The sequence below is a fragment of the Brevundimonas sp. C43 genome (assembly GCF_030732185.1).
Lineage (GTDB): Bacteria > Pseudomonadota > Alphaproteobacteria > Caulobacterales > Caulobacteraceae > Brevundimonas > Brevundimonas diminuta_C.
On sequence record NZ_CP132231.1, the window covers coordinates 360229 to 378673 of the forward strand.

Below are 18445 nucleotides of genomic sequence, written 5' to 3' on the forward strand. Positions count from 1 at the left end.
GTCGGCCTAGGCCAGCTTGTAGTCGAACTTGGGCCCGGGCCTGGGATTGCCGTTGGGCAGATAGAGGCAGCCGATCAACACGCCATTGACCGCCACCTCTTTGTAGCGGGCCTGGGGGTCTTCAGAGTCACCCGGCAATTTGCGTCTTGTCACGACCGGCTCGCCGATCCGGCTCAGGATTGCGACGCCGTTCCAGCGCTGTTCGCCAACCCAGGCCGCATCGTAGCCGGCCGCCTTGATCTCGGCATTCGGAAACTGGCTGTCGGTCGCCTTCAGCTCCTGAAGGCAGACCACGTCGGGCTCGGCCTGTTCGAGCCAGCCGAGGAGATTGGGCAGGCGACGATTGACGCCATTGATGTTGAAGGTGGCCAGCCGCATCCGGTCACCGTGTCCGCAAGGCCGCCAAGGCGGCTCGCACAGGGGGCGCGAGGGCGTCAGCCATCTTCCCCACGCCAGCGGCGTTGGGATGAATTCGGTCCGGTAAGACATAGGATGGGTGCAACGCGACACCGTCCATCAGGAACGGCATCAGGGGCACATTCGCCGTGCGAGCGACCTCGGGATAGACCGCGTCGAACGCCCCGGCGTAGGCGCCAAACCAGGGCGGCGCCCGCATGCCGCTCAGCAGAACGGGGATGTCGCGCTGTCGAAGTTTGTCGATGATCGACAGAAGATTATCCCTGACGTGATCGGCCGGGACCAACTGCATCATGTCGTTGGAGCCCAAGGCGACGACGCAAAGATCCGTTTGCGCCGGCACGTCCCGATCAAGCCGTCGCAAGCCATCCCTTGTCGTGTCGCCGGACACGCCAGCACCGATGACGCGAACCGCAGGCGTTTCGCTCGCCAGTCGCGCCGCCAGTTGGCGCGGCAAGCTTTCGGCAGGCTTGAGGCCATAGCCGGCGGTGAGCGAGTCGCCGAGAAGCGTTACGACCTGTTCAGCGTCGATCACGAAATGCTCTCCCGTCACGGAATGATGAGGCGGGCAGGTCGAGATCGGAATTCGAGTGGTCAGCGAGCAGCAGGTTCAGCGTCATGGCCTACACAAAGGCTCGCTGAACCTGTCCTGTTCCTGCCAGATCACCTGAAAACAATCCCCAACTCTGGCCGTGATGCGCTCAGACGTGTGGCTGTCCATCGTCTTCACGCAGTGAGACTTGAACAACGGCCGTCGATCAGCCGTGCGGCTTCAGCACGACCTTCGTCCATTCGTTCGGATTGTCATGGAAGTTCTTGTAGGCCTCCGGCGCCTGCTCAAGCGGAAGACGGTGGCTGATCAGATCCGTCGTGTCGATCTTGCCCTCCATGACCAGCTCGAGGAGCTGCGGCAGATATTTCTGCACGTGGGTCTGGCCGGTCTTGATCGTCAGACCCTTCTGCATGAGGGCGCCGATCGGCAGCTTGTCGCCGATCCCGCCATACACGCCAGGGATCGAAACGCGGCCGCCCTTGCGACACGCCATGATCGTCTCGCGCAGGACATGCTGGCGATCCGTGCCCAGCTTGGTCTCCTGCTTCACCGCATCGATTATGTTGTCCGGAGAGAAGCCATGCGCCTCCATGCCCACGGCGTCGATGCAGGCGTCCGGCCCGATGCCAGCGGTCATCTCCATCAGGGCTTCTCGAACCTTGATCTCGTGATAGTTGAGGACTTCCGCGCCGTTCGCCTTGGCGAGCTCCAGTCGGCGTGGATGATGGTCGATGGCGATGATGCGTCCGGCGCCCATCAATCTGGCGCTCTTGATCGCGAACAGGCCGACCGGCCCGCAGCCCCAGATCGCCACCGTGTCGCCGGGCTCGATCTCGGCGTTCTCGGCCGCCATCCAACCCGTGGGGAAGATGTCGGAAAGGAACAGTACCCGCTCATCCTCGATCCCATCGGGCACCACGATCGGTCCGACGTCGGAATAGGGGACGCGGACATATTCCGCCTGGCCGCCCGCATAGCCGCCGGTCAGGTGTGAATAGCCGAACAGGCCGGCGGCCGGATAACCGTAGGCCATTTCAGACGCGTCGGACTTGTCGGCGGGATTGGAGTTGTCGCAGGCCGAGAACTGCTGCTTGCCGCAATGGAAGCAGGAGCCGCAGGCGATCACGAAGGGGACGACGACCTTCTGGCCGACCTGAAGGCTCGTGTTGCCACGGCCGATCTCGACGACCTCGCCCATGAACTCATGGCCGAGGATGTCGCCATTGGACATGCCGGGAATGACGCTGTCGTAGAGATGCAGGTCTGACCCGCAGATGGCGGTCGCCGTAATCTTGATGATCGCATCGCGGGGATTGACGATCTGGGGATCGGGGACCGTGTCCACCTGAACATTGTGTTTGCCGTGCCAAGTCAGGGCGCGCATGGGACTTCCTTCCGGGATCAGAAATGAGGGTCGGCGCGCGGCGCCGCGTCGGGAGCCTTGGATGTCGAGATTTCGCCCGTCTCCATCAGCTGTTTGAAACGTCGCAGCTCTCGCCGGGCCTGGACCCGGGGCTCGCGCTGCATCACCTTGGCGACCAGTTTGCCAACGACGCCCGCCGGCGGGTCGTAGCTGATCAGGACACGCACCTCGGTTCCGCGGCCGAAGGCATTGTCGCGAAACTCGATCCAGCCTTGGTGATCGATGTCGCTGTCTTCTGTGGATCGCCAGGCGATGTACTCGCCGGGACGATCTTCGGTGATCTCGCTGACGAGTTCGATCTCGGCGCCGGCGGGGCCTGCGACACTCCAACTGGATCGAACGTCATCGAGAAGATCGACAGACTTCACGTTCTCCATGAAGCGAGGCAGGTTTCTGAAATCGCGCCAAAAATCATAAAGTTGTTGGCGGGGCCGGTTGATCATAACGGCGCGGACGCTGGTGGAGTTGTAGGCGCCTTCCACATAGTCGTCGTCATGGAAGGCTGGTGACTGGACGTCGGCGTCTGTCGAAAGGGGGGCGGACATCGTGGATGCCTCCTTGATGTTGGACGGTAGGGATCAGGCGGCTTGAGATTGAGGCGCGCCAGCGTAGCGTTCGAATTCTTCGGCGTAACGAAAGGCCAGACGGACCTGGTGGTCGCCCTTGGCCTTCAGCGTCAGGAACCAATCGCTTTCTTCCTCGAACATATGGGTGAGAACGGCGCCTTCGATGTGGGCCCACTTGTCCAGCCAGGCGGGCTTTGAGGGCGCGATGTTTTCAAGCTCCGCCATCTGAGCCTTCGTCGTCGTCTGCTCGAGATAGGCGTGGGCCGCGTGCATCTTTTCGCCGGCCTGACCGAGGGCGGGATAAAGGACCAGTTCCTCGGCCAGCGCATGGCCGTTCAGTACGACGGCGAGGGCATCGCGCGCGGCGTTTCTGTCGACGGCGGTCCTGGCAGTCCGGCCGCAGGCGAAGGCGGCGCGGATGGCGTCGTGATGATCGAGCACCAGCGAAAGCCAGTCTCCAGCCTGGGAGGCGGCCCGGGCCTTTTCCGTCGCCGCCTTGCGCGTCTCGTCGTCAGGCTGCGGGGTGACGGCGGCGAGCGCCTTGTCGATGAGGGACATCAAACCTCCCGTGAAAGAAGGTTCAAGAGCCGCTCGGAGTTGTCCGTTCCGACTGTCCAATAACGGGCACAGCCAATGTCTGTGCTCGACAGTAAAGGGATTAAGGTTCGAAAACCGACCTTCGGAACAGCACTCGAAATGGCCCGGTTAGCTCGGCTTCGACCCCAAGGAGCCAACCATGTTCATGCACAACAAGCGCCTGATGTATACGGTCAGGGTAGCCGAACCGAACCCGGGTCTTGCCACCCTGATGCTTGAACAATTCGGAGGGCCGCAGGGCGAGCTCGCCGCAGCTATGCGCTACTTCACCCAGGCTTTGGCGGATGAAGATCCGGGCCGCAAAGACATGCTGCTCGACATCGCCACGGAGGAGTTGAGCCACCTCGAGGTCATCGGCTCGATCGTGTCCATGCTGAACCGGGGCGTGAAAGGCCAGATGGCTGAAGCCGCAATGGAGGAGGCGGATCTGTACGCCTCACTGAACAGCGGCGGTGAAAGTCATACGACGTCCATTCTCTATGGCGGCGCGCCTGCCCTCATCAACTCGGCCGGTGTCCCGTGGACCGCCGCCTACATCGACTCGATCGGCGATCCCGCTTGCGATCTACGCTCCAACATCGCCGCCGAGTCCCGAGCCAAAATCGTCTATGAACGCCTGATCAATTGCACGGACGATCCCGGCGTGAAGGACGCGTTGAACTTCCTGATGACGCGCGAAGTGGCGCATCAGAAGTCTTTCGAGAAGGCCCTCTACGCCATGGAGCCGAACTTCCCGGCGGGCAAACTGGTCGGCCTGCCCGCCTTCGCTGACAAATACTACGACATGTCCCAAGGCGAGGGCGATGTCCGCGGGCCTTGGAATGAGGGGGAGCAGTGGGAGTTCATCGACGACCGTGAACAACAGGGCGCCGTGGACGGCGGCGACGGCTCCGCCAGCGTTTCACTCGGCGAACTGGACGCCGCCGCTGTCCAAGCCTTTGCCGCCCGAACAGTTTCGGACCCCGACAGCAATCCTGTGACCGGCGCTGATCTCGGGGCGGGACCTGGCGCAGGGACCACGACTGAGCTGATCGAGGACGAAAGCGTCAGTTAACCCATGTAAGTGCGCGAAGCCCGGAAAGTCGCAGGATGCGCCTATGCTCGATCATGCGACACCGTCCGGAGAGACCTCGCCAGGTCTAGAGCCACGCGAGGAAATTCTTTCGTTGTGGCGGGCGTTCGACACGCTTTCCTTCGACAGTCGCAGTCGCGCGCTGCGCCTTGGAGAGATCACTCCCGTCATGTCGGGCGGCCCCTATCGTCCGGAAGGCGAGATCGCTGTCGTTCTCGAGGGCTGTCTTCTTCTCGATGACGGGAAGCGGGGAACCCATTGCGGCGTCGCTGCGGCGGGCGATCTGGTCGATATCGCAGGGGGAAGCCAAGGGCTGTGGCTGACAGACGGCTCGCTGTACCGGGCGCCCGTGGCGGCCTTCTGCCGGGAAGCGGGTGAGGAAGGCGTTCAGTTTCTTCTTGCCGGCGGCGTCAAACGACTGAAGTCGATGGAGGCGCGGTTGAGGTGCGCCATGTCGCATGGGTCGATCTCTCGCGTCGCCAGCTTTCTTCTGGATATTCATCGCGCTACCGGGGGCTTCGAGATCGCTCTGTCACAATCGAATATCGGTGAGTTGCTGAGCCTGCGGCGATCCAGCATCAATCAGGCGTGTCAGAGCCTTCGCGCCGCCGGCGCCCTACGCACTGTGCGGGGACGTATCCTTTTGAAGGATGAGGCCAGTCTCGCGAGCTTGGCCTGCTGTCACTATCGTCCGCGGTATCCAGCGTTGGCCAAGGCGATGGCGGCCGAGGCGGCCTAGATCAGATCATCACCGGTCTCGGAACGGTCCGCCGAACACATAGATGCCGGCATGGACGAGCTTTGCGATCAAGTCCGGCGAGAGCGGCGACTGGGCTGCATCGACGTCGGCGATCCACCGACCATCGCGCCACAGGGCGACAGCCTGACCCATCGCTTTCGCGCGCTGGGAAGCCTGGGTCATGGCTTCAGCCATGTCGTTAGCGATCAAGGTCTCCGGCTCTCCGCCATCACGGTAGCGCAGCTGATAGCGCAGAATGGGAGGATGGGCTGTCATGCGACCCAGGCCTCCAGCACCTCTTGGCATGCAGCAGTTTCGACCTGCAAGCTGAAGCGGTCGCTGTAGAGCGCCAGAAGGTGATCGTGAGGTTGGTCAGCCGAACTGCAGACCCCATCGCTGACCACCACGATGCGATAGCCCAGATCAATGGCTCCAAGCACTGTCGAGAGAACGCAGACGTCAGTTTCCGCCCCCGTTACTATGAGCGTATCGACACCCTGATCTCTAAGCGCCGCATGTAGGTGCGTGCCCGACCAGGCGGAATAGACCAACTTGTCGACGATCTGCGCGGGCGGCGCGAACCGCTGAAGCGGAAGCGCCAGATCCAACAGCGCCGGATCGAGCGCGTTCTTCGTCATGGTCGACCAACGCCGCCAGTAGTCGCGCCAGGCGCCCGAGGCATCGTCGGGCGTTGCGGCGGGGATGAATCGGGTGAACCACAGCTTTTCAGGCCTTGCCGAACATAGCGTCTCGATAGCCGGAAGGGTTTTGGCTGCCCAAGGCGTATGCCATTCGGTCCCTTCCACGAACATGCGCTGCATATCGATGCAGAGGTGCGCCGTTGTTCTCGGAATGCGCGTCTTCAGGCCGTGTGTCACGGGCTACGTCCTGGCGTCTCTTCACCCCGGTGGTGTTCGCTCACGCCCTGCTCGACTTCGGTGCGGGAGAAGACCTCCTCCTGTCCCGCGTCGAGCAATTCGTCCTCGGGTCCGCCCAGACCGCCCTGCGCCAAGCCGCGCGTCTGATCAGTCGTATCCGTGTGTGGGGTGCGTCGGGTCATGTCGCCTTTTCACCGATCAAAAGACAACCAATCCTGGTGCGTCCGCTGGGTTTCATAGGTGCGATTCTGGACAGGCTTTCAGCCCGTCAAACGCTCGCTCTGCGATGGGTCGGACTGCTCTTTACATGGGTTAGTGCAGGCTTGTCGGGTTTGAGGGAACGCGGGGCATGGATGAGGACCTGCCGCCCCCAATCGATTCGCCGTCCGGTAAGCCGGGCCGGTTGGGGGAATTCGGCGCTCTGTCGTCTCGCGAGCGTGTCGCGCTAGCCGGACTTCTCGAGCCGGTCCAGCATTGGCCTCGTCACCACGTGTTGCGTCATGAGGCGGCCGAACCTTCTCACCTTTATCTCCTGACCAAGGGCTGGGTCGCATCGTCTGTCGCGCTTGCATCGGGCAAGCAGCAGATCGTGAAGGTCCATCTTCCGGGCGATCTCCTGGGAGCGCCGAGCCTATGCCTGACGGCGACGGTCGACTGCCTGACCGCCATGACGCCCATCGCCGTGCGCGCCATATCAAGGTCCCGGCTGATGACGACATTCGAGGCCTATCCGCGGATTGCGCTTTCGCTCTTTCTGAGCGCGCAGAAGGAGCGCGTCGCGTTGATGGAAAGTCTGGCTGTGGTTGGTCAGGCGCCCGCCCATGTTCGCATCGCCGCCACCCTGACCAATCTCTTCGATCGATTGTCCGAACGCGGCGATGCGCCGGGCGGCATCTTTCACATGCCCTTGACCCAGCGCGATCTCGGCGACCTGATCGGCGTTACGCCGGTGCATGTGAATAGAACTCTCCGCGAGATGGATCGCCTGAAGCTGATCAAACGGTCCGACCAGACGATTTCGCTTCTCGATGTCGATCGGCTTCGTCGCGTCGCTGGGCTGCCGGTCAGGCATTATGTGTCCGGTCGAGACTGGATCGCGAGCGTCTGACGACGCAGGCGTGGAGATTTATGCGCCCAGCGGCCGGGCGCTAATCCGCTTCGGATAGATTTAGGCCGTCCGCCGTCTCGCGATCGACGCGCCGCTTGAGGACCATGACAGCTTCAGATCGAGATAGGACGCGTCGAAGGCGACGCGCTTGGTCAGAGCTGTCCAGTCGTTGATCGACACCTGACCATTCCGCCATCGTACCAGGCCCGTGTCGCGAAGGACTTTGAGCGAGCGGTTCACATGGACGCTCGACATCCCCAGCATATCCGCCAGGTCCGATTGGGTGAGAGGGCATTCGAAGGTGTGGTCTTGGGCGAGGGCGACGGCTTCCAAACGAAGGTAGAGCTCACAAATCAGCTGACCCAGCCGCGTCACTGCGTCCCTGCGCCCCAGCGCCACCAGCCACTGTCGGTGGATGGCCGCATCAATCAGCGTTTCAAGCCAAAGCGCTCGCGCAAGACGAGGGGCGTGTTCGGTCACACGCTTCAAGTCGGCGTGCTGGACAACCGCGACGGTGACGTCAGACAAGGCAACAAGGCTGTGATCCATCGTCTTGAGAAGAAAACCATGCAGATCGATGAAGTCCCCAGGTAGGTTTATCGCTGTGATCTGACGACCGCCGTCCGCCAGGGTCGAAACTCGGCCGACAAATCCCGAGAGCAGCAGCGTACTGAATGTGGGTCGACTGCCCTCTTCCACTAAGGCCTCGCCTGCTGCGGCGCGACGGCGTCCAGTCAGGAGTCCTGCAAGTCGTCCGCGATCGTCGCTCGAGAGGTCGCCGAGGCGGTGAAGTTTGACGTCGATGAGCGCTTCCACGGACGTCATCCTTGCGAACAGGGTCGCCGGGACGCTTCAGCCCTCGTCATAGGATCAACGCGACGCAGCCGATGGCCGGCTCGCATGTGGGTCATCCGTCCTTGGCGCCGAATTCGACGAATGCGGCGCGTATCGCCTGTTCCTCGTCATCGGTTTCTGCAGACACGACGACTTTGACACGCCCGGCGATCGGCACGTCCGACCGAGAGCTGACGCTGGGGCTGCCGCCTTCGACGTCTCCGCCCGAAGGCCTGTCTCCAACCGTGTTCGCCTCGCCTTCAGGGGCAACCTGAATGGCTTCTCGTTCCATGCCATGGGTTTGAACGAGCCGTTCGACCACGAGCTCGGCGTCTCTACGGGTTGCAAATGTGGAGACGACAAGGTCGGTCATGGTTGGGTGCTTTTAGCTAGTCCACTGAACGCGCTGCGTAGTTTATCGCTCCAAGGCTGACCGCTCTCCGCAGCACTCGCGAGAGTGCATCAGATCATCTCAATTTAATGCGCTTGGTTCCGCTGGCTCCAAAGGCCGAACGCCTCCCATCTGCCTGAGACCACTTTCGCACACAGGAACGAATAGCCGCGGCATAGCTTTGACCTTCAGGCTCTACGCCATGGACCGATCCGAGGGGGATCGGGTTGTCGATCACGGCGGTACGGATGCGCATCGGCGTCATCGCACATCTCAAATATCCGATCGCAGAACCCTTCGCCGGCGGGCTGGAGATGCATACGCATCTCCTCTGTCGCCAACTGCGGCTGAACGGTCATGACGTCACTCTGTTTGCAGCGACCCTGTCCGACCCGGAGTTAGGCTTGGAGGCGATCTGCGACCAGACGGAAATCGCCAAGGTCGGGACGGCGGAGGCGGGCGACGTCGCCTTTTTCCGAGAGCATCACGCCTATCTGTCATTGGTGAGCCGGCTTCGTCGCAGTTCGTTCGACGTCATCCACAACAACAGCCTGCACTATCTGCCGGTCTCGATGGCCGAGACCTTGCCCATGCCGATGGTCACCACCCTCCACACGCCGCCGTTTTGCTGGCTGGAAAGCGGTATCCGCGAAGCGAGCGCGCCGTCCGCACGGTTCGTCGGCGTGTCGGAGGCGATGCGTGAACAATGGAGTCGGGTGCGGCCGATCGATCAGGTCATTCTGAACGGAATCGATCTGGAGCGCTTTCCGTGGCGTGCGCATCACGACGAACCTGGGCATTTGATCTGGTATGGGCGGATCGTGCCCGAGAAGGGTCTGCATCTGGCGCTGGACGCGGCGGCATTGGCGGGTGTCGCCCTGCGGTTCGCGGGCCCGATCCTCGATCAGGCCTATTTCGATGCCGAGATCGCTCCGAGATTGACGCGCGAAACCACCTATATCGGCCACCTCGATCACGAAAGGCTCTCGCAGGAGATCGGACAGGCGGCCGCCTTCGTCTGCACGCCGCGCTGGGACGAACCCTACGGGTTGGTGGTGGCCGAAGCGCTGGCGTGCGGCACGCCCGTCGCCGCCTTCGCGCGCGGCGCCATTCCCGAGATTCTGACACCCGACTGCGGCGCCCTGGCGCGCGCGGACGACGTGCAGGATCTGGCGCGCGCCATCGTGCAGGCGGTCGGCCTGTCTCGGTCGGCCTGCCGCGCGCGCGCCGAGGCGGCCTGCGATGTGCGCCGGATGATCACGGCCTATGAAGGGCTCTATGGCGAGATGATCCAGGCGGCTGCGGCGGGTCAGATCCAAGCCAATGACGCGCTCGAAGATCGGCTGATCGCGTGACGGGGGAACCGGCCTTCTGCGTTTGCGTGCCCGCGCGGAATGAGGAACGGCGTCTTCCTGTGCTTCTGGCCGCCCTGGCCGTGCAGGATCTTCCAGGCAGGATTTCGGTCGCGCTCTGCATCAATAACTCCACGGACGGTTCGCTCCATCAGGCGCAGGCAGCGGCCGATCGGTGGAAGGATCGACTGGACATCGTCGTCGATTTGCAGACCTTCCCAGAGCATCGCGCGCATGCTGGCTCAGCGCGCCGTTCGGCCATGTCCGCCGGTCTCGAGCGTCTCGCAGATCAACCCAATGGCGTTCTGATCTCGACGGACGCCGACACGCGGCCGCCGCCGAACTGGCTGTCCGCCAATCTCGCAGCCGTCGCGGATGGAGCAGATCTGGTGGGCGGACGGCTGGTGCTGGATGAAGCGGAATCGATCTCGGCGGATGTCGCGGCTCTGCGTCGACTATGGGACGCGTACTGGCGTGAAGTTCGCGCGATCGAGGACGAGATCGACCCTGCGCCGCATGACCCGGCGCCTCGGCATGGCGATCACACCGGGGCCAGCCTCGCCATCACGACGGCGGCCTATCGATCAGCCGGCGGGGTGCCGGAACAGCCGACGGGCGAGGATCGGGCGCTTGTGATCGCCGCTCAAGCGCAGGGGGCCAGGCTTGTGCACCCCTTGGCGGTGTGGACACGAGTGTCGGCACGAACTACGGGCCGCGCCGCCGGGGGGATGGCGGAGGATATGACCCGCTTGTTGGATCAGGCGCGGAACGGTGGTCCGATCATGGCGCCTGATTTTTCGCATTGGCGGCAGCGGGCGAGGTGGCGCCGGGGTCAGCGTCACGACGCGACGAGCGGCAGGCGGCTGACGGCTTTGGAAACCCGGCTGCCCGCCATGCCGCTCGACATGGATTTACGAAGTTGGGCCGACGGCGTTGCGAGAGCCGCAGCGTGAGGGCTCCGATCGGCTACTATGTCCACCATCAGGGCGACGGCCACCGTCAGCGGGCTCTGGAAATCGCCGCCGCCGTGCCCGAGCGCTTTGTCCTGCTCGGAACGGGACTGAAAGGGCGAACAGGAGACATCGCCTGCGTGGATCTGGAGGATGACAGGCCCCATAAGGGAGACCGCTTCTCCGGCCAGGATGAAGCGCCTGTCCGGCCTCAGGCGCTGCATTACGCCCCCTATCATCACGCGGGCGTCCGCGCGCGAACCGCTCGGTTCGCTCAGTGGATCAGCGACACCAAGCCGGCTCTGATGGTTATCGATGTGTCAGTCGAGATGGCGATGCTGGCCCGGCTGTGTGCGACGCCTGTCGTCTACGTCCGCCTCGCGGGCGATCGATCGGATCCGGCGCATCTGGACGCCTTCCGCGGCGCAGAAGCCTTGCTTGCGCCCTTTCATGAACAGCTGGATGGAATGGGGGCCGGCGAGGTGCGCGATAAGACGCACTACTTCGCCCCCCGGCGCGATTCAGGATTGAAGCGTGGATCAGGCGTCCTGGTCGTTCATGGGCGGGGTAGCGATCCCTTGGATGGCGCCAAGCTGGCGGCGGCTGCAGAGGCAACGCCCGAGAAAATGTGGAACGGTGTTGGGCCGATCGAGCCTCCACCGGTCATGCCGCCCAACCTCAAGCTGGCGGGCTGGATCGACGCCATCGGCGATGAGATCCAAAAGGCCGAGATCATCGTCGGAGGCGCGGGAGACGGCCTGCTGAATGCGGTGGTTTCGGCCGACAAGCCCTTCGTCTGTCTTCCCGAGCCTCGCGCCTATAATGAGCAGATCGCGAAGGCCGCACGGTTGGCGGATTTGGGCTCCGCCGTCGTTCTTGCGCAGTGGCCGCACGCTCACGAATGGCCGGGCATCCTTCAGTCAGCACTCTCACTGTCACCCGCTGATCGGCAGCAGATCAGCGGGCAGGGACTTGGCGCCGCCGGACCCTGGCTTGTCGACCTCGCATCAGAATTTGAGGCACGCCGATGACAGCCCTGGAAGCAACGCCGACCGCGTCATCGCCTCTGGAACTTGAGGTCAGGTTGGCGGCGCTGGGTGCCCGCTACGACGCCGCGCCGCGATATCCCGCTGAGAGTATGACGCTGCTCGCCTCGGAGGGTTGGGGTAAACGGTTCGCTCCGGTCCAAAGCGGCGGAACGGCCTATGACGATCCACTCCACGAGGCCTTGGCCTTGATGAACGCTCTACGCAGCGTGGGACGGTCGGATCTCAGCGTCGGCCGATTGTTCGAAGGACACGTAAACGCCCTGGCGCTGTTCGACTGGTACGCGGACCCGGCCCAGAAGGCTTGGCTTGGGAAGGTTCTGGCGCAGGGCGGCTGGTTCGGCGTCTGGGCGACGGAACCGCCGCCCGGCGTTCGTCTGGTCGGCGACCGGCTGCAGGGCGCCAAGATGTTCGCGACCGGCGCGGGCGGACTGGAATATGCGATCATCACCGCCCAGCCGGAACAGGGCGAACGTCAGTTGATCGTCGTGCCGGCGAACGAACCCGACAGGGCCGATCTGAGCGGATGGCGCGTCCGCGGCATGCGCGCGACGACCAGCGGGCGCTATGAGGTGACCGGGTTGACGGTCGATGCCGATCAGCGGCTCGGACGTCCCGGAGACTATGATCGCGAACCGCGTTTCACGGCGGGAGCCTGGCGATTTACGGCGGTGCAGTTGGGCGGCGTCGAAGGCCTGGTCATGGCGATGCGTGACGCGCTGTCCGACGCCGCGCGCGCCGATCCCATCCACCGCTCGCGCTTTGCCGATGCAGTGGTTGCGGCGAGAACGGCTTGGCTCTGGGTCCGCGAAGCCGCGATCCGCGCGGCCTCCGAAGCGCCGGACGCCGGCGATTTCGCCCGCGCCACGCGCGGCGTCGTCGAACGCAGCGCCCTCGATGTCATGGAATTGGCGGCGCGGTCGGTCGGGACGCGCAGCGCCTTCGACGGCGAGCGCATCGACAAGATCACCCGCGATCTCAGCCTCTATCTTCGGCAGGCCGGACCAGACTATGCGAAGGATCAGGCGGCCAAGACCTGGCTGGATCGCGATCTTTGGGGCGAGGGCGACGCCCTATGGTGAGCGAGAAGACCGGCCGACTGGCGACCCTGGCGCTGGAGCGTTCACCCTGGCGATCCGCGCGGTGGCTGGTCGTTGCTCCGCATGCCGACGACGAGACGTTGGGCGCCGGCGCCTTGATCCATCAGGCGGCGGCGACGCAACATTTGGCAGGCGTCGTGATCCTCACCGACGGCGCGGGTTCGCACGACCATCCGGACACGGCTTCCCATGCGAGGCTTGTCCGGACCCGACGCCTGGAGGCGGGGCGCGCGGTTCGACGGTTGGCGGGGGATGCGGCTGCGGCGCCCGTGTTTCTGGATTGGCCTGATGCTCAGCCAGCTTCTCCTGGCAGCACGGTATTCGAGGCGACCGCGCGTCGTCTGGCCGCCCTGTGCCGCGATCGGCGCGTCGATGCGATCGCCGTCACTGGACCAGACGATCCCCATTGCGATCATCAGGCAGCAGCCCAGCTGGCGCGCCGCGCGGCCGTGACGGCTCGCCGGCCGGTCGCCGTTTTCGATTACGTCGTGTGGGGGGCGGCTCCGTCCAAGGCGAAACTGCGGATCACGACGCGACCTCTAAGGGCCGGCCTCAGAGCGTACGCCTTATCGAGCCATCAAAGTCAGTTGACGCCGATGTTCGGCCAAGGGTTCCGGCTTGAGAAGGAGAGGGGGCTGCGCGCCGCCTCGGACACCCTTTACCGGCGCGACGCCTATGGCTGAACGCTCGCTTCCCGCCGCCTACTTCGAAGGCATCTTCGCCGAGGACGCCGATCCGTGGGACCTGGCCTCTAGCCCCTATGAGGCCGCCAAGTTCGATCGCACCACCGCCGCCCTGTCGGCGCGGCGAGCGGCTTTGGCGCTCGAGGTCGGCTGTGCGGGTGGCGTCCTGACCGAGCGGCTGAGCGCGGTCTGCGACCGTCTGCTGGCGATCGACGTCAGTCCGACTGCCTTGGAGCGGGCGCGTCAGCGTTTGTCGGGGCGGCCGAACGTCCGGTTCGAGGCCGCGGCCTTCCCCCGGCACTGTCCGGCTCTGGACGGGCTGGATCTCGTTGTCTTGTCCGAGGTGGCCTATTACTGGAGCGACGCCGATCTGGACCTTGCGGCGCAACGCATCGCCGACGGTTTGGTCGAGGGGGGACGCGTCCTTCTGGTGCACTGGACCGGCGAGACCGATTATCCCCAGACCGCCGACGACGCCGTGGAACGCCTCTGGCTTGGATTGTCGGCTGTCATGAAAGTGGATCTCGCCGAGCGGCATCCGAACTATCGGCTGGATTTGTGGAGCCGCCAATGACCACCCTGTCCGCGCTCACGCTGGTTCGCAACCGGCAAGCCCATCTGGACCGACTGGTCGAGGGATTGTCCCTCAGCGCCACGCCGCCCGATGAACTAATCGTCGTCGACATGAGCGATGCGCCGGTGACGCTGCCGCCGGTGGATTTTCCGGTCCGCATCGAACGTCTGGCGGGCGACGACTTGCCGCTGGCCGCCGCCCGAAATTTGGCGGCCGCCATGGCCTCAGGCGATAGCCTGCTGTTTCTGGATGTGGATTGCATCGTGTCGTCGGCAGTTTGCGACCGGATGCAGGCCGTGCTCGCCGAGCATGACGCCGTCGTCTGTCCAGAGGTCCTCTATCTCCCCGCCGGAGCCGTCCGGCGGGGCCCCCTGTCGGAAGTCGATCTGAGCGCCGCCGGGCGACCCCATCCCGTGCGCCCCTTTCCACGGGAAGGCGAAAGCCCGGAGGGCAATCCGGGCCTGTTCTGGTCTCTGGCTTTCGCGCTCCGTCGCTCGACCTTCCATCGGCTTGGTGGGTTTGACGAAACCTATGTCGGCTACGGCGCCGAAGATACGGACCTAGGCTTTCGAATCGCGCGAGAAGGCTTGCCGCTCATCTTCGCCGGCGGCGCACCGGTCTTCCACCAGCACCATGAGGGCTATGATCCGCCCCTGCAGCACTTCCGCGCCCTGATCGCCAACGCCAAACGCTTTCACGCCGCCTGGTCGATCTGGCCAATGGACGGTTGGCTAAAGGCGATGGCGGATCTCGGACTGGTCGACTGGTCGTCGGAGGGATTGACCATCCACCGCGACCCTACGCCGACCGAAATCGCCGCCGCGCGAAAAGATCCTGAAAATCCCTTTTAGGACTACCGTCTTTTAAGTCGCAGGCTCGCCGTACTTATGAAACTCAACGAGCCGACGCAGTTCAGTGTCCGACTTCCCAAGAGGAAAAGCGATCTTGATTAGGGGGCGGCCACGCAGTGGAGTCGTTATTGCGAAGGTGGCTAGGTCGTTGATCTCGTGGCTTTTATCGAAACGTGCGCTTCAACGCCATCAGTCTTGCCGCTCAGACCCGGTACCTCATCCAGCTGCCGAAGGCTGGTGAAACGACCTCTTTCCTCACGATAGCGAACGATCTCAAACCCATGGCCGCGCAACATCTGAATTCCGTCTAACGTGTCGGCGCTGGCGGTGTTGAGGTCGATCATCTCTCGTCTTCGTCAACTGTGCCGGCCGGCCGGTGTCCGAGGGCGAAGTCGATGGCTTCGATATCCACCTTCAACTTCACCAGATCACGGATGCGCTCGTGGTCGCCGGACGTCGCGGCGGCCGCTGCGGTCAACCACACTTCGGTCGTCAGCTGCTCGCGGATGGCCAAAAGCCGGGCGGCGACAGCATCATTATCCTGGATCACCGACACTATTTCAGGTCTGTGATCGCTTCGCCGGCCTCTTCTTCCTCGAGGAGAGCGGCATTGTTGGCGTTTGCGGACAGGCGCACCTGATTGCCCTCGACCTCGGCGACAAGGCCGCCAGAAAGGTAATGATGGTGATCGCTGTGCGATCCGCTGTCGGCGCCGATCACTTCCATATGCTCTTTGATTTTCGAGAGGTCGATCATGGCGGGTCTCCGTTTGCCTATGCCATCAACGAGGCGCGACGCGCGGCGTTCCAGAGACGAAAGCGGCGGGGCTGTGTATGTGCGTCTGGGCTGGACGCTGGCGAGAGCCTCACCGATAAGACCGGCGGCTAGCCCGCACCATTTCCTCGACCCAGTTCATGAGCAGAGTGGCGTAAAGCCGCTGATGGGCGGGATCGCGCATCGCATGGGTCGCTTCGGCGATGATCCTGTGGCTGAACGAGTTCGCGTTCTTGAAGGCTGCCTGATACGAGGCGATGACTTCGGGCGGAATGCGATCGTCCTTCCCCGATTGCACGATGAGGACGTCGCCCTCGAACGCGGCGCAGGCCAAGAGCGCTTTGTCTTCCTGCGGCGTTCGCAGCTGTTGTCGATAGGCGCGCACCGCGTCCTTATCGAGCTTGGCCTTGGGGACCTCCCAGTGCGCGTCCGGATAGAGGGCCGGGACACGCAGCGCCAACCAGCGCACGTCACGGATGCTCGTCAGCAGAGCCGACAAATAGCCTCCGTAGCTCGTGCCGATCACGCCGATCGCACCGGGATCGATCAGGGGCTGGGACGCCAAGTAGTCATAGGCCGCGGTCACGTCGTCCAACCCGTTCTGCCGGGTGACCTCGTCTCGGCTCGCATCGCTCTCGGCATGGCCTCGAAGGTCGAAGGTGAAACAGATGCAGCCCAGTCGAGCGAGATCCTCGGCCAGGCCAAGATCCTCTTCCTGATCGCCGCCCCAGCCGTGGACAAACAGAAAACCCGGCACGGGGGATTCCGGCGTCAGAAGCGTGCCAGTCAGCTTCTGTCCGTCGACAGACAGCCGCACCCGCCCTTCCTCGACGTCGTCAGGTTCAATCACGCCGTCCTCGTCACATATTTCGTCATCGGCCCGACGTTGGGGTCCTCACCCCGGAAATAGACGACATCCTCCGGTCCGACATCGGCGAGGCCGTACACTTCGACCGTTGCGGTTTCGACGGAGGTCAGCGCCGGCGAGGCGGCAAACGCCTCGAGTGCGGCGATCTCCGCGCCCGTCGCCCCGCCGACCCGCCACGACTGCTCCAGCACGCCTACACGCCTTCGCCCTCGCGCATCCTTGCCGGCGAGGACATCATAGTTCCGGCGGGTCAGGACCAAGTCGGGATAGGCGCGCTGAGCGGCGTCGTCGAACACGGCGGCGCAACGCACCGCTTCCACCGCCTCGGGGGTCAAGCCGAGGTGGGTCAGTCGATCGAGATCGCCCCTGACGCACCTCAGTCGTGAACCGCCGTATACCTCGCGTCCCCTGTGGTCCGTCGTTTCCCGTTGATCGCCAACGTAGCTGATGCGCAGTCCGCCGACCGACAGGGTTCCAACGCTGTAGGTTTCGACGCCGAGCAGGTTTTCTTCAAGGACGACGCCGAAGGCGGCGATCTGCGCCTCGTCCTGATCGGCGATGACGGAGATGAGCGCTTCGGGCGTTTCGACGACCGTCTGGCCCAGACCTGCCTTGGCCAGGACATCCTTGACGCGGACAGGCCCGGTCTTGAGAAGGCGTCGACCAGCTTCGATTGCGTCGTCGACGGAGAAGGCGGTGTAGCCTTCCAGAGCCGCATCCCCCAGACGTTCGGCCATGGTGTTGGACCAGCCGGTCGGGCAGGTCGCGGACCGATCGATCAGGCCGTGGGTGATTGCCTTGGTGGCGATGAAGCGGTGTGGCACGCGGCCGCCCAACAGATTGCTTGAGGTGAAGACCGTGCGCGAGATCATGTCTTCACCGACCAAGGTGTCGCGAGGCACCAGCAAGACGTCGGGTCCGACGTCTTCCGCATCTTCAACGACATCAATGACCGGGAGGCGCAGAAGGCGCGCCAGGCGAGAAACAAGCATTTCTCTGGACGCCTGATCATGCAGATTGCCTGGATTGTGTCCGTCTGGATCGAAAAGCGCGATGCCGGCGAGCGCGGCCGCATTGGTGAATGAAGGCATCGGGGCGACGCCCGATGGATTGACAATGGTCATGGCGGTCAGCGCTCCCTGCCAAGGGTCAACCCAAAGAGCTATCAACGGTTCAGCACGCCAACTTTTCTTTTTGCGCGATCCGGCGCGTCGTCATTGGGACGACAGGCCGGTGCCGCGACGTGGCACTAATCAGGGTGGGAAATGTCCTATACCCGAGCGGCTTCGCCACTGAAGAGGTGCGTTTTCGCACACAGGAACGGTGAGCCAGGGGGCGTCGTTGCCCATCCATGAGCGACCTGACAGCCAATATCGTGGGTACAGCGGCGGCGGTCTGCTCAATTACGAGCTTTGCGCCCCAAGCCCTCAAGATCTGGAAAGAGCGCGACGCGTCTTCGGTCAGCCTCAAAACCTATTCGCTCACCGTCACCTGTTTCATCCTCTGGGTGGTCTATGGCGTCATGACCCGAGCCTGGCCGGTGACGGTGTCGAACAGTTTTGCCCTGGTTATGGCGGCCTGCGTCCTGATCATGAAGTGGCGGTTTCGCGATGGCGATCCTGACGAGCATTAGGTTGCATCTACCGGCTACCGCGTATCCTTCGCCTTG

The 18445-nt window shown here is 63.6% G+C and carries 26 protein-coding genes; 11 read left to right on the forward strand and 15 right to left on the reverse strand.

Annotated features, from left to right (window positions below; all coding sequences use genetic code 11):
• Nucleotides 1-6 precede the first annotated feature (6 nt).
• From Q9R14_RS01855 to Q9R14_RS01875, 5 genes are all read right to left on the reverse strand, one after another.
• Entirely contained in the window at nt 7-378 is a 372-nt protein-coding gene (locus tag Q9R14_RS01855) for an endonuclease/exonuclease/phosphatase family protein (RefSeq protein ID WP_306003270.1), read from the reverse strand.
• 4 nt (nt 379-382) lie between these two features.
• Nucleotides 383-952: an arylesterase gene (locus tag Q9R14_RS01860; protein WP_306003271.1), complete on the reverse strand. Its 570-nt coding sequence runs from the start codon at nt 950-952 to the stop codon at nt 383-385.
• A 223-nt stretch (nt 953-1175) separates the two neighbouring features.
• The gene (locus Q9R14_RS01865) at nt 1176-2354 is read right to left on the reverse strand and encodes a zinc-dependent alcohol dehydrogenase (RefSeq protein ID WP_306003272.1); all 1179 of its coding nucleotides are present in this window, start codon (nt 2352-2354) and stop codon (nt 1176-1178) included.
• 17 nt (nt 2355-2371) lie between these two features.
• A complete protein-coding gene (locus Q9R14_RS01870; RefSeq protein ID WP_306003273.1) occupies nt 2372-2938 on the reverse strand; it encodes an SRPBCC family protein in 567 nt (188 codons plus the stop codon).
• A gap of 33 nt (nt 2939-2971) precedes the next feature.
• Nucleotides 2972-3517 (reverse strand): hemerythrin domain-containing protein, encoded by a 546-nt coding sequence (locus Q9R14_RS01875; protein ID WP_306003274.1) that lies wholly within the window; start codon nt 3515-3517, stop codon nt 2972-2974.
• A gap of 178 nt (nt 3518-3695) precedes the next feature.
• Here Q9R14_RS01875 and Q9R14_RS01880 point away from each other — a divergent pair, with 178 nt between their 5' ends.
• Nucleotides 3696-4610: a manganese catalase family protein gene (locus Q9R14_RS01880; RefSeq protein ID WP_306003275.1), complete on the forward strand. Its 915-nt coding sequence runs from the start codon at nt 3696-3698 to the stop codon at nt 4608-4610.
• 43 nt (nt 4611-4653) lie between these two features.
• Nucleotides 4654-5367, forward strand: coding sequence for a Crp/Fnr family transcriptional regulator (locus Q9R14_RS01885; RefSeq protein WP_306003276.1), 714 nt, complete (start codon nt 4654-4656; stop codon nt 5365-5367).
• A 9-nt stretch (nt 5368-5376) separates the two neighbouring features.
• Here Q9R14_RS01885 and Q9R14_RS01890 read toward each other — a convergent pair whose 3' ends face one another.
• From Q9R14_RS01890 to Q9R14_RS01900, 3 genes are read right to left on the reverse strand one after another with little or no spacing between them, the layout of a single operon-like run.
• Nucleotides 5377-5643 carry a hypothetical protein gene (locus Q9R14_RS01890; protein ID WP_306003277.1) on the reverse strand — a complete coding sequence of 89 codons (267 nt, stop codon included), beginning with the start codon at nt 5641-5643 and terminating at the stop codon, nt 5377-5379.
• A complete protein-coding gene (locus Q9R14_RS01895) occupies nt 5640-6245 on the reverse strand; it encodes a cysteine hydrolase (protein WP_306003278.1) in 606 nt (201 codons plus the stop codon). The genes Q9R14_RS01890 and Q9R14_RS01895 overlap by 4 nt, the downstream gene beginning before the upstream one ends.
• On the reverse strand, nt 6242-6427 hold the full coding sequence (locus Q9R14_RS01900) for a hypothetical protein (protein WP_306003279.1): 186 nt from the start codon (nt 6425-6427) through the stop codon (nt 6242-6244). The genes Q9R14_RS01895 and Q9R14_RS01900 overlap by 4 nt, the downstream gene beginning before the upstream one ends.
• 167 nt (nt 6428-6594) lie before the next feature.
• On the opposite strand from Q9R14_RS01900, the gene Q9R14_RS16340 reads away from it, so the two are divergent.
• Nucleotides 6595-7353: a Crp/Fnr family transcriptional regulator gene (locus tag Q9R14_RS16340; protein WP_371929745.1), complete on the forward strand. Its 759-nt coding sequence runs from the start codon at nt 6595-6597 to the stop codon at nt 7351-7353.
• A 60-nt stretch (nt 7354-7413) separates the two neighbouring features.
• On the opposite strand, the gene Q9R14_RS01910 is transcribed toward Q9R14_RS16340, so the two are convergent.
• Nucleotides 7414-8178, reverse strand: coding sequence for a Crp/Fnr family transcriptional regulator (locus tag Q9R14_RS01910; RefSeq protein WP_371929746.1), 765 nt, complete (start codon nt 8176-8178; stop codon nt 7414-7416).
• Nucleotides 8179-8260: 82 nt separating this feature from the next.
• Nucleotides 8261-8560, reverse strand: coding sequence for a hypothetical protein (locus Q9R14_RS01915; protein ID WP_306003282.1), 300 nt, complete (start codon nt 8558-8560; stop codon nt 8261-8263).
• 245 nt (nt 8561-8805) lie between these two features.
• Between Q9R14_RS01915 and Q9R14_RS01920 the strand changes: the two genes are divergently transcribed.
• Genes Q9R14_RS01920 through Q9R14_RS01950 form a run of 7 tightly spaced genes read left to right on the forward strand, consistent with a single transcriptional unit; the run spans nt 8806 to nt 15134 of the window.
• Nucleotides 8806-9933: a glycosyltransferase gene (locus tag Q9R14_RS01920; RefSeq protein ID WP_306003283.1), complete on the forward strand. Its 1128-nt coding sequence runs from the start codon at nt 8806-8808 to the stop codon at nt 9931-9933.
• Nucleotides 9934-9959: 26 nt separating this feature from the next.
• Nucleotides 9960-10883, forward strand: coding sequence for a glycosyltransferase family 2 protein (locus Q9R14_RS01925; protein WP_371929776.1), 924 nt, complete (start codon nt 9960-9962; stop codon nt 10881-10883).
• On the forward strand, nt 10880-11911 hold the full coding sequence (locus Q9R14_RS01930) for a glycosyltransferase (protein ID WP_306003285.1): 1032 nt from the start codon (nt 10880-10882) through the stop codon (nt 11909-11911). Before Q9R14_RS01925 ends, Q9R14_RS01930 begins: the two co-directional genes overlap by 4 nt.
• Nucleotides 11908-13008, forward strand: coding sequence for an acyl-CoA dehydrogenase family protein (locus tag Q9R14_RS01935; RefSeq protein WP_306003286.1), 1101 nt, complete (start codon nt 11908-11910; stop codon nt 13006-13008). The genes Q9R14_RS01930 and Q9R14_RS01935 overlap by 4 nt, the downstream gene beginning before the upstream one ends.
• Nucleotides 13005-13709 carry a PIG-L family deacetylase gene (locus tag Q9R14_RS01940; RefSeq protein ID WP_306003287.1) on the forward strand — a complete coding sequence of 235 codons (705 nt, stop codon included), beginning with the start codon at nt 13005-13007 and terminating at the stop codon, nt 13707-13709. The genes Q9R14_RS01935 and Q9R14_RS01940 overlap by 4 nt, the downstream gene beginning before the upstream one ends.
• Nucleotides 13702-14283, forward strand: coding sequence for a class I SAM-dependent methyltransferase (locus tag Q9R14_RS01945; RefSeq protein ID WP_306003288.1), 582 nt, complete (start codon nt 13702-13704; stop codon nt 14281-14283). The genes Q9R14_RS01940 and Q9R14_RS01945 overlap by 8 nt, the downstream gene beginning before the upstream one ends.
• Complete coding sequence (locus Q9R14_RS01950; RefSeq protein ID WP_306003289.1) at nt 14280-15134, forward strand: glycosyltransferase family 2 protein; 855 nt, start codon at nt 14280-14282, stop codon at nt 15132-15134. The genes Q9R14_RS01945 and Q9R14_RS01950 overlap by 4 nt, the downstream gene beginning before the upstream one ends.
• Before the next feature lie 140 nt (nt 15135-15274).
• On the opposite strand, the gene Q9R14_RS01955 is transcribed toward Q9R14_RS01950, so the two are convergent.
• From Q9R14_RS01955 to Q9R14_RS01975, 5 genes are all read right to left on the reverse strand, one after another.
• Entirely contained in the window at nt 15275-15478 is a 204-nt protein-coding gene (locus Q9R14_RS01955) for a helix-hairpin-helix domain-containing protein (protein WP_306003290.1), read from the reverse strand.
• Entirely contained in the window at nt 15475-15690 is a 216-nt protein-coding gene (locus Q9R14_RS01960) for a hypothetical protein (RefSeq protein ID WP_306003291.1), read from the reverse strand. The genes Q9R14_RS01955 and Q9R14_RS01960 overlap by 4 nt, the downstream gene beginning before the upstream one ends.
• Nucleotides 15690-15890: a DUF2171 domain-containing protein gene (locus Q9R14_RS01965; RefSeq protein ID WP_306003292.1), complete on the reverse strand. Its 201-nt coding sequence runs from the start codon at nt 15888-15890 to the stop codon at nt 15690-15692. The genes Q9R14_RS01960 and Q9R14_RS01965 overlap by 1 nt, the downstream gene beginning before the upstream one ends.
• 109 nt (nt 15891-15999) lie before the next feature.
• Complete coding sequence (locus Q9R14_RS01970) at nt 16000-16725, reverse strand: S9 family peptidase (RefSeq protein ID WP_306003293.1); 726 nt, start codon at nt 16723-16725, stop codon at nt 16000-16002.
• A gap of 29 nt (nt 16726-16754) precedes the next feature.
• Complete coding sequence (locus Q9R14_RS01975) at nt 16755-17900, reverse strand: DUF3182 family protein (RefSeq protein WP_306003294.1); 1146 nt, start codon at nt 17898-17900, stop codon at nt 16755-16757.
• Between the two features lie 227 nt (nt 17901-18127).
• Between Q9R14_RS01975 and Q9R14_RS01980 the strand changes: the two genes are divergently transcribed.
• The gene (locus tag Q9R14_RS01980; RefSeq protein ID WP_055807903.1) at nt 18128-18409 is read left to right on the forward strand and encodes a SemiSWEET family sugar transporter; all 282 of its coding nucleotides are present in this window, start codon (nt 18128-18130) and stop codon (nt 18407-18409) included.
• Nucleotides 18410-18445 lie beyond the last annotated feature (36 nt).

Coding starts and splice junctions, on each gene's coding strand:
- Q9R14_RS01855 (WP_306003270.1), bottom strand. CDS start 378: ATGCGGCTGGCCACCTTCAACATCAATGGCGTCAATCGTCGCCTGCCC.
- Q9R14_RS01865 (WP_306003272.1), bottom strand. CDS start 2,354: ATGCGCGCCCTGACTTGGCACGGCAAACACAATGTTCAGGTGGACACG.
- Q9R14_RS01870 (WP_306003273.1), bottom strand. CDS start 2,938: ATGTCCGCCCCCCTTTCGACAGACGCCGACGTCCAGTCACCAGCCTTC.
- Q9R14_RS01875 (WP_306003274.1), bottom strand. CDS start 3,517: ATGTCCCTCATCGACAAGGCGCTCGCCGCCGTCACCCCGCAGCCTGAC.
- Q9R14_RS01880 (WP_306003275.1), top strand. CDS start 3,696: ATGTTCATGCACAACAAGCGCCTGATGTATACGGTCAGGGTAGCCGAA.
- Q9R14_RS01885 (WP_306003276.1), top strand. CDS start 4,654: ATGCTCGATCATGCGACACCGTCCGGAGAGACCTCGCCAGGTCTAGAG.
- Q9R14_RS01890 (WP_306003277.1), bottom strand. CDS start 5,643: ATGACAGCCCATCCTCCCATTCTGCGCTATCAGCTGCGCTACCGTGAT.
- Q9R14_RS01900 (WP_306003279.1), bottom strand. CDS start 6,427: ATGACCCGACGCACCCCACACACGGATACGACTGATCAGACGCGCGGC.
- Q9R14_RS16340 (WP_371929745.1), top strand. CDS start 6,595: ATGGATGAGGACCTGCCGCCCCCAATCGATTCGCCGTCCGGTAAGCCG.
- Q9R14_RS01910 (WP_371929746.1), bottom strand. CDS start 8,178: ATGACGTCCGTGGAAGCGCTCATCGACGTCAAACTTCACCGCCTCGGC.
- Q9R14_RS01915 (WP_306003282.1), bottom strand. CDS start 8,560: ATGACCGACCTTGTCGTCTCCACATTTGCAACCCGTAGAGACGCCGAG.
- Q9R14_RS01935 (WP_306003286.1), top strand. CDS start 11,908: ATGACAGCCCTGGAAGCAACGCCGACCGCGTCATCGCCTCTGGAACTT.
- Q9R14_RS01945 (WP_306003288.1), top strand. CDS start 13,702: ATGGCTGAACGCTCGCTTCCCGCCGCCTACTTCGAAGGCATCTTCGCC.
- Q9R14_RS01950 (WP_306003289.1), top strand. CDS start 14,280: ATGACCACCCTGTCCGCGCTCACGCTGGTTCGCAACCGGCAAGCCCAT.
- Q9R14_RS01955 (WP_306003290.1), bottom strand. CDS start 15,478: ATGATCGACCTCAACACCGCCAGCGCCGACACGTTAGACGGAATTCAG.
- Q9R14_RS01965 (WP_306003292.1), bottom strand. CDS start 15,890: ATGATCGACCTCTCGAAAATCAAAGAGCATATGGAAGTGATCGGCGCC.
- Q9R14_RS01975 (WP_306003294.1), bottom strand. CDS start 17,900: ATGACCATTGTCAATCCATCGGGCGTCGCCCCGATGCCTTCATTCACC.
- Q9R14_RS01980 (WP_055807903.1), top strand. CDS start 18,128: ATGAGCGACCTGACAGCCAATATCGTGGGTACAGCGGCGGCGGTCTGC.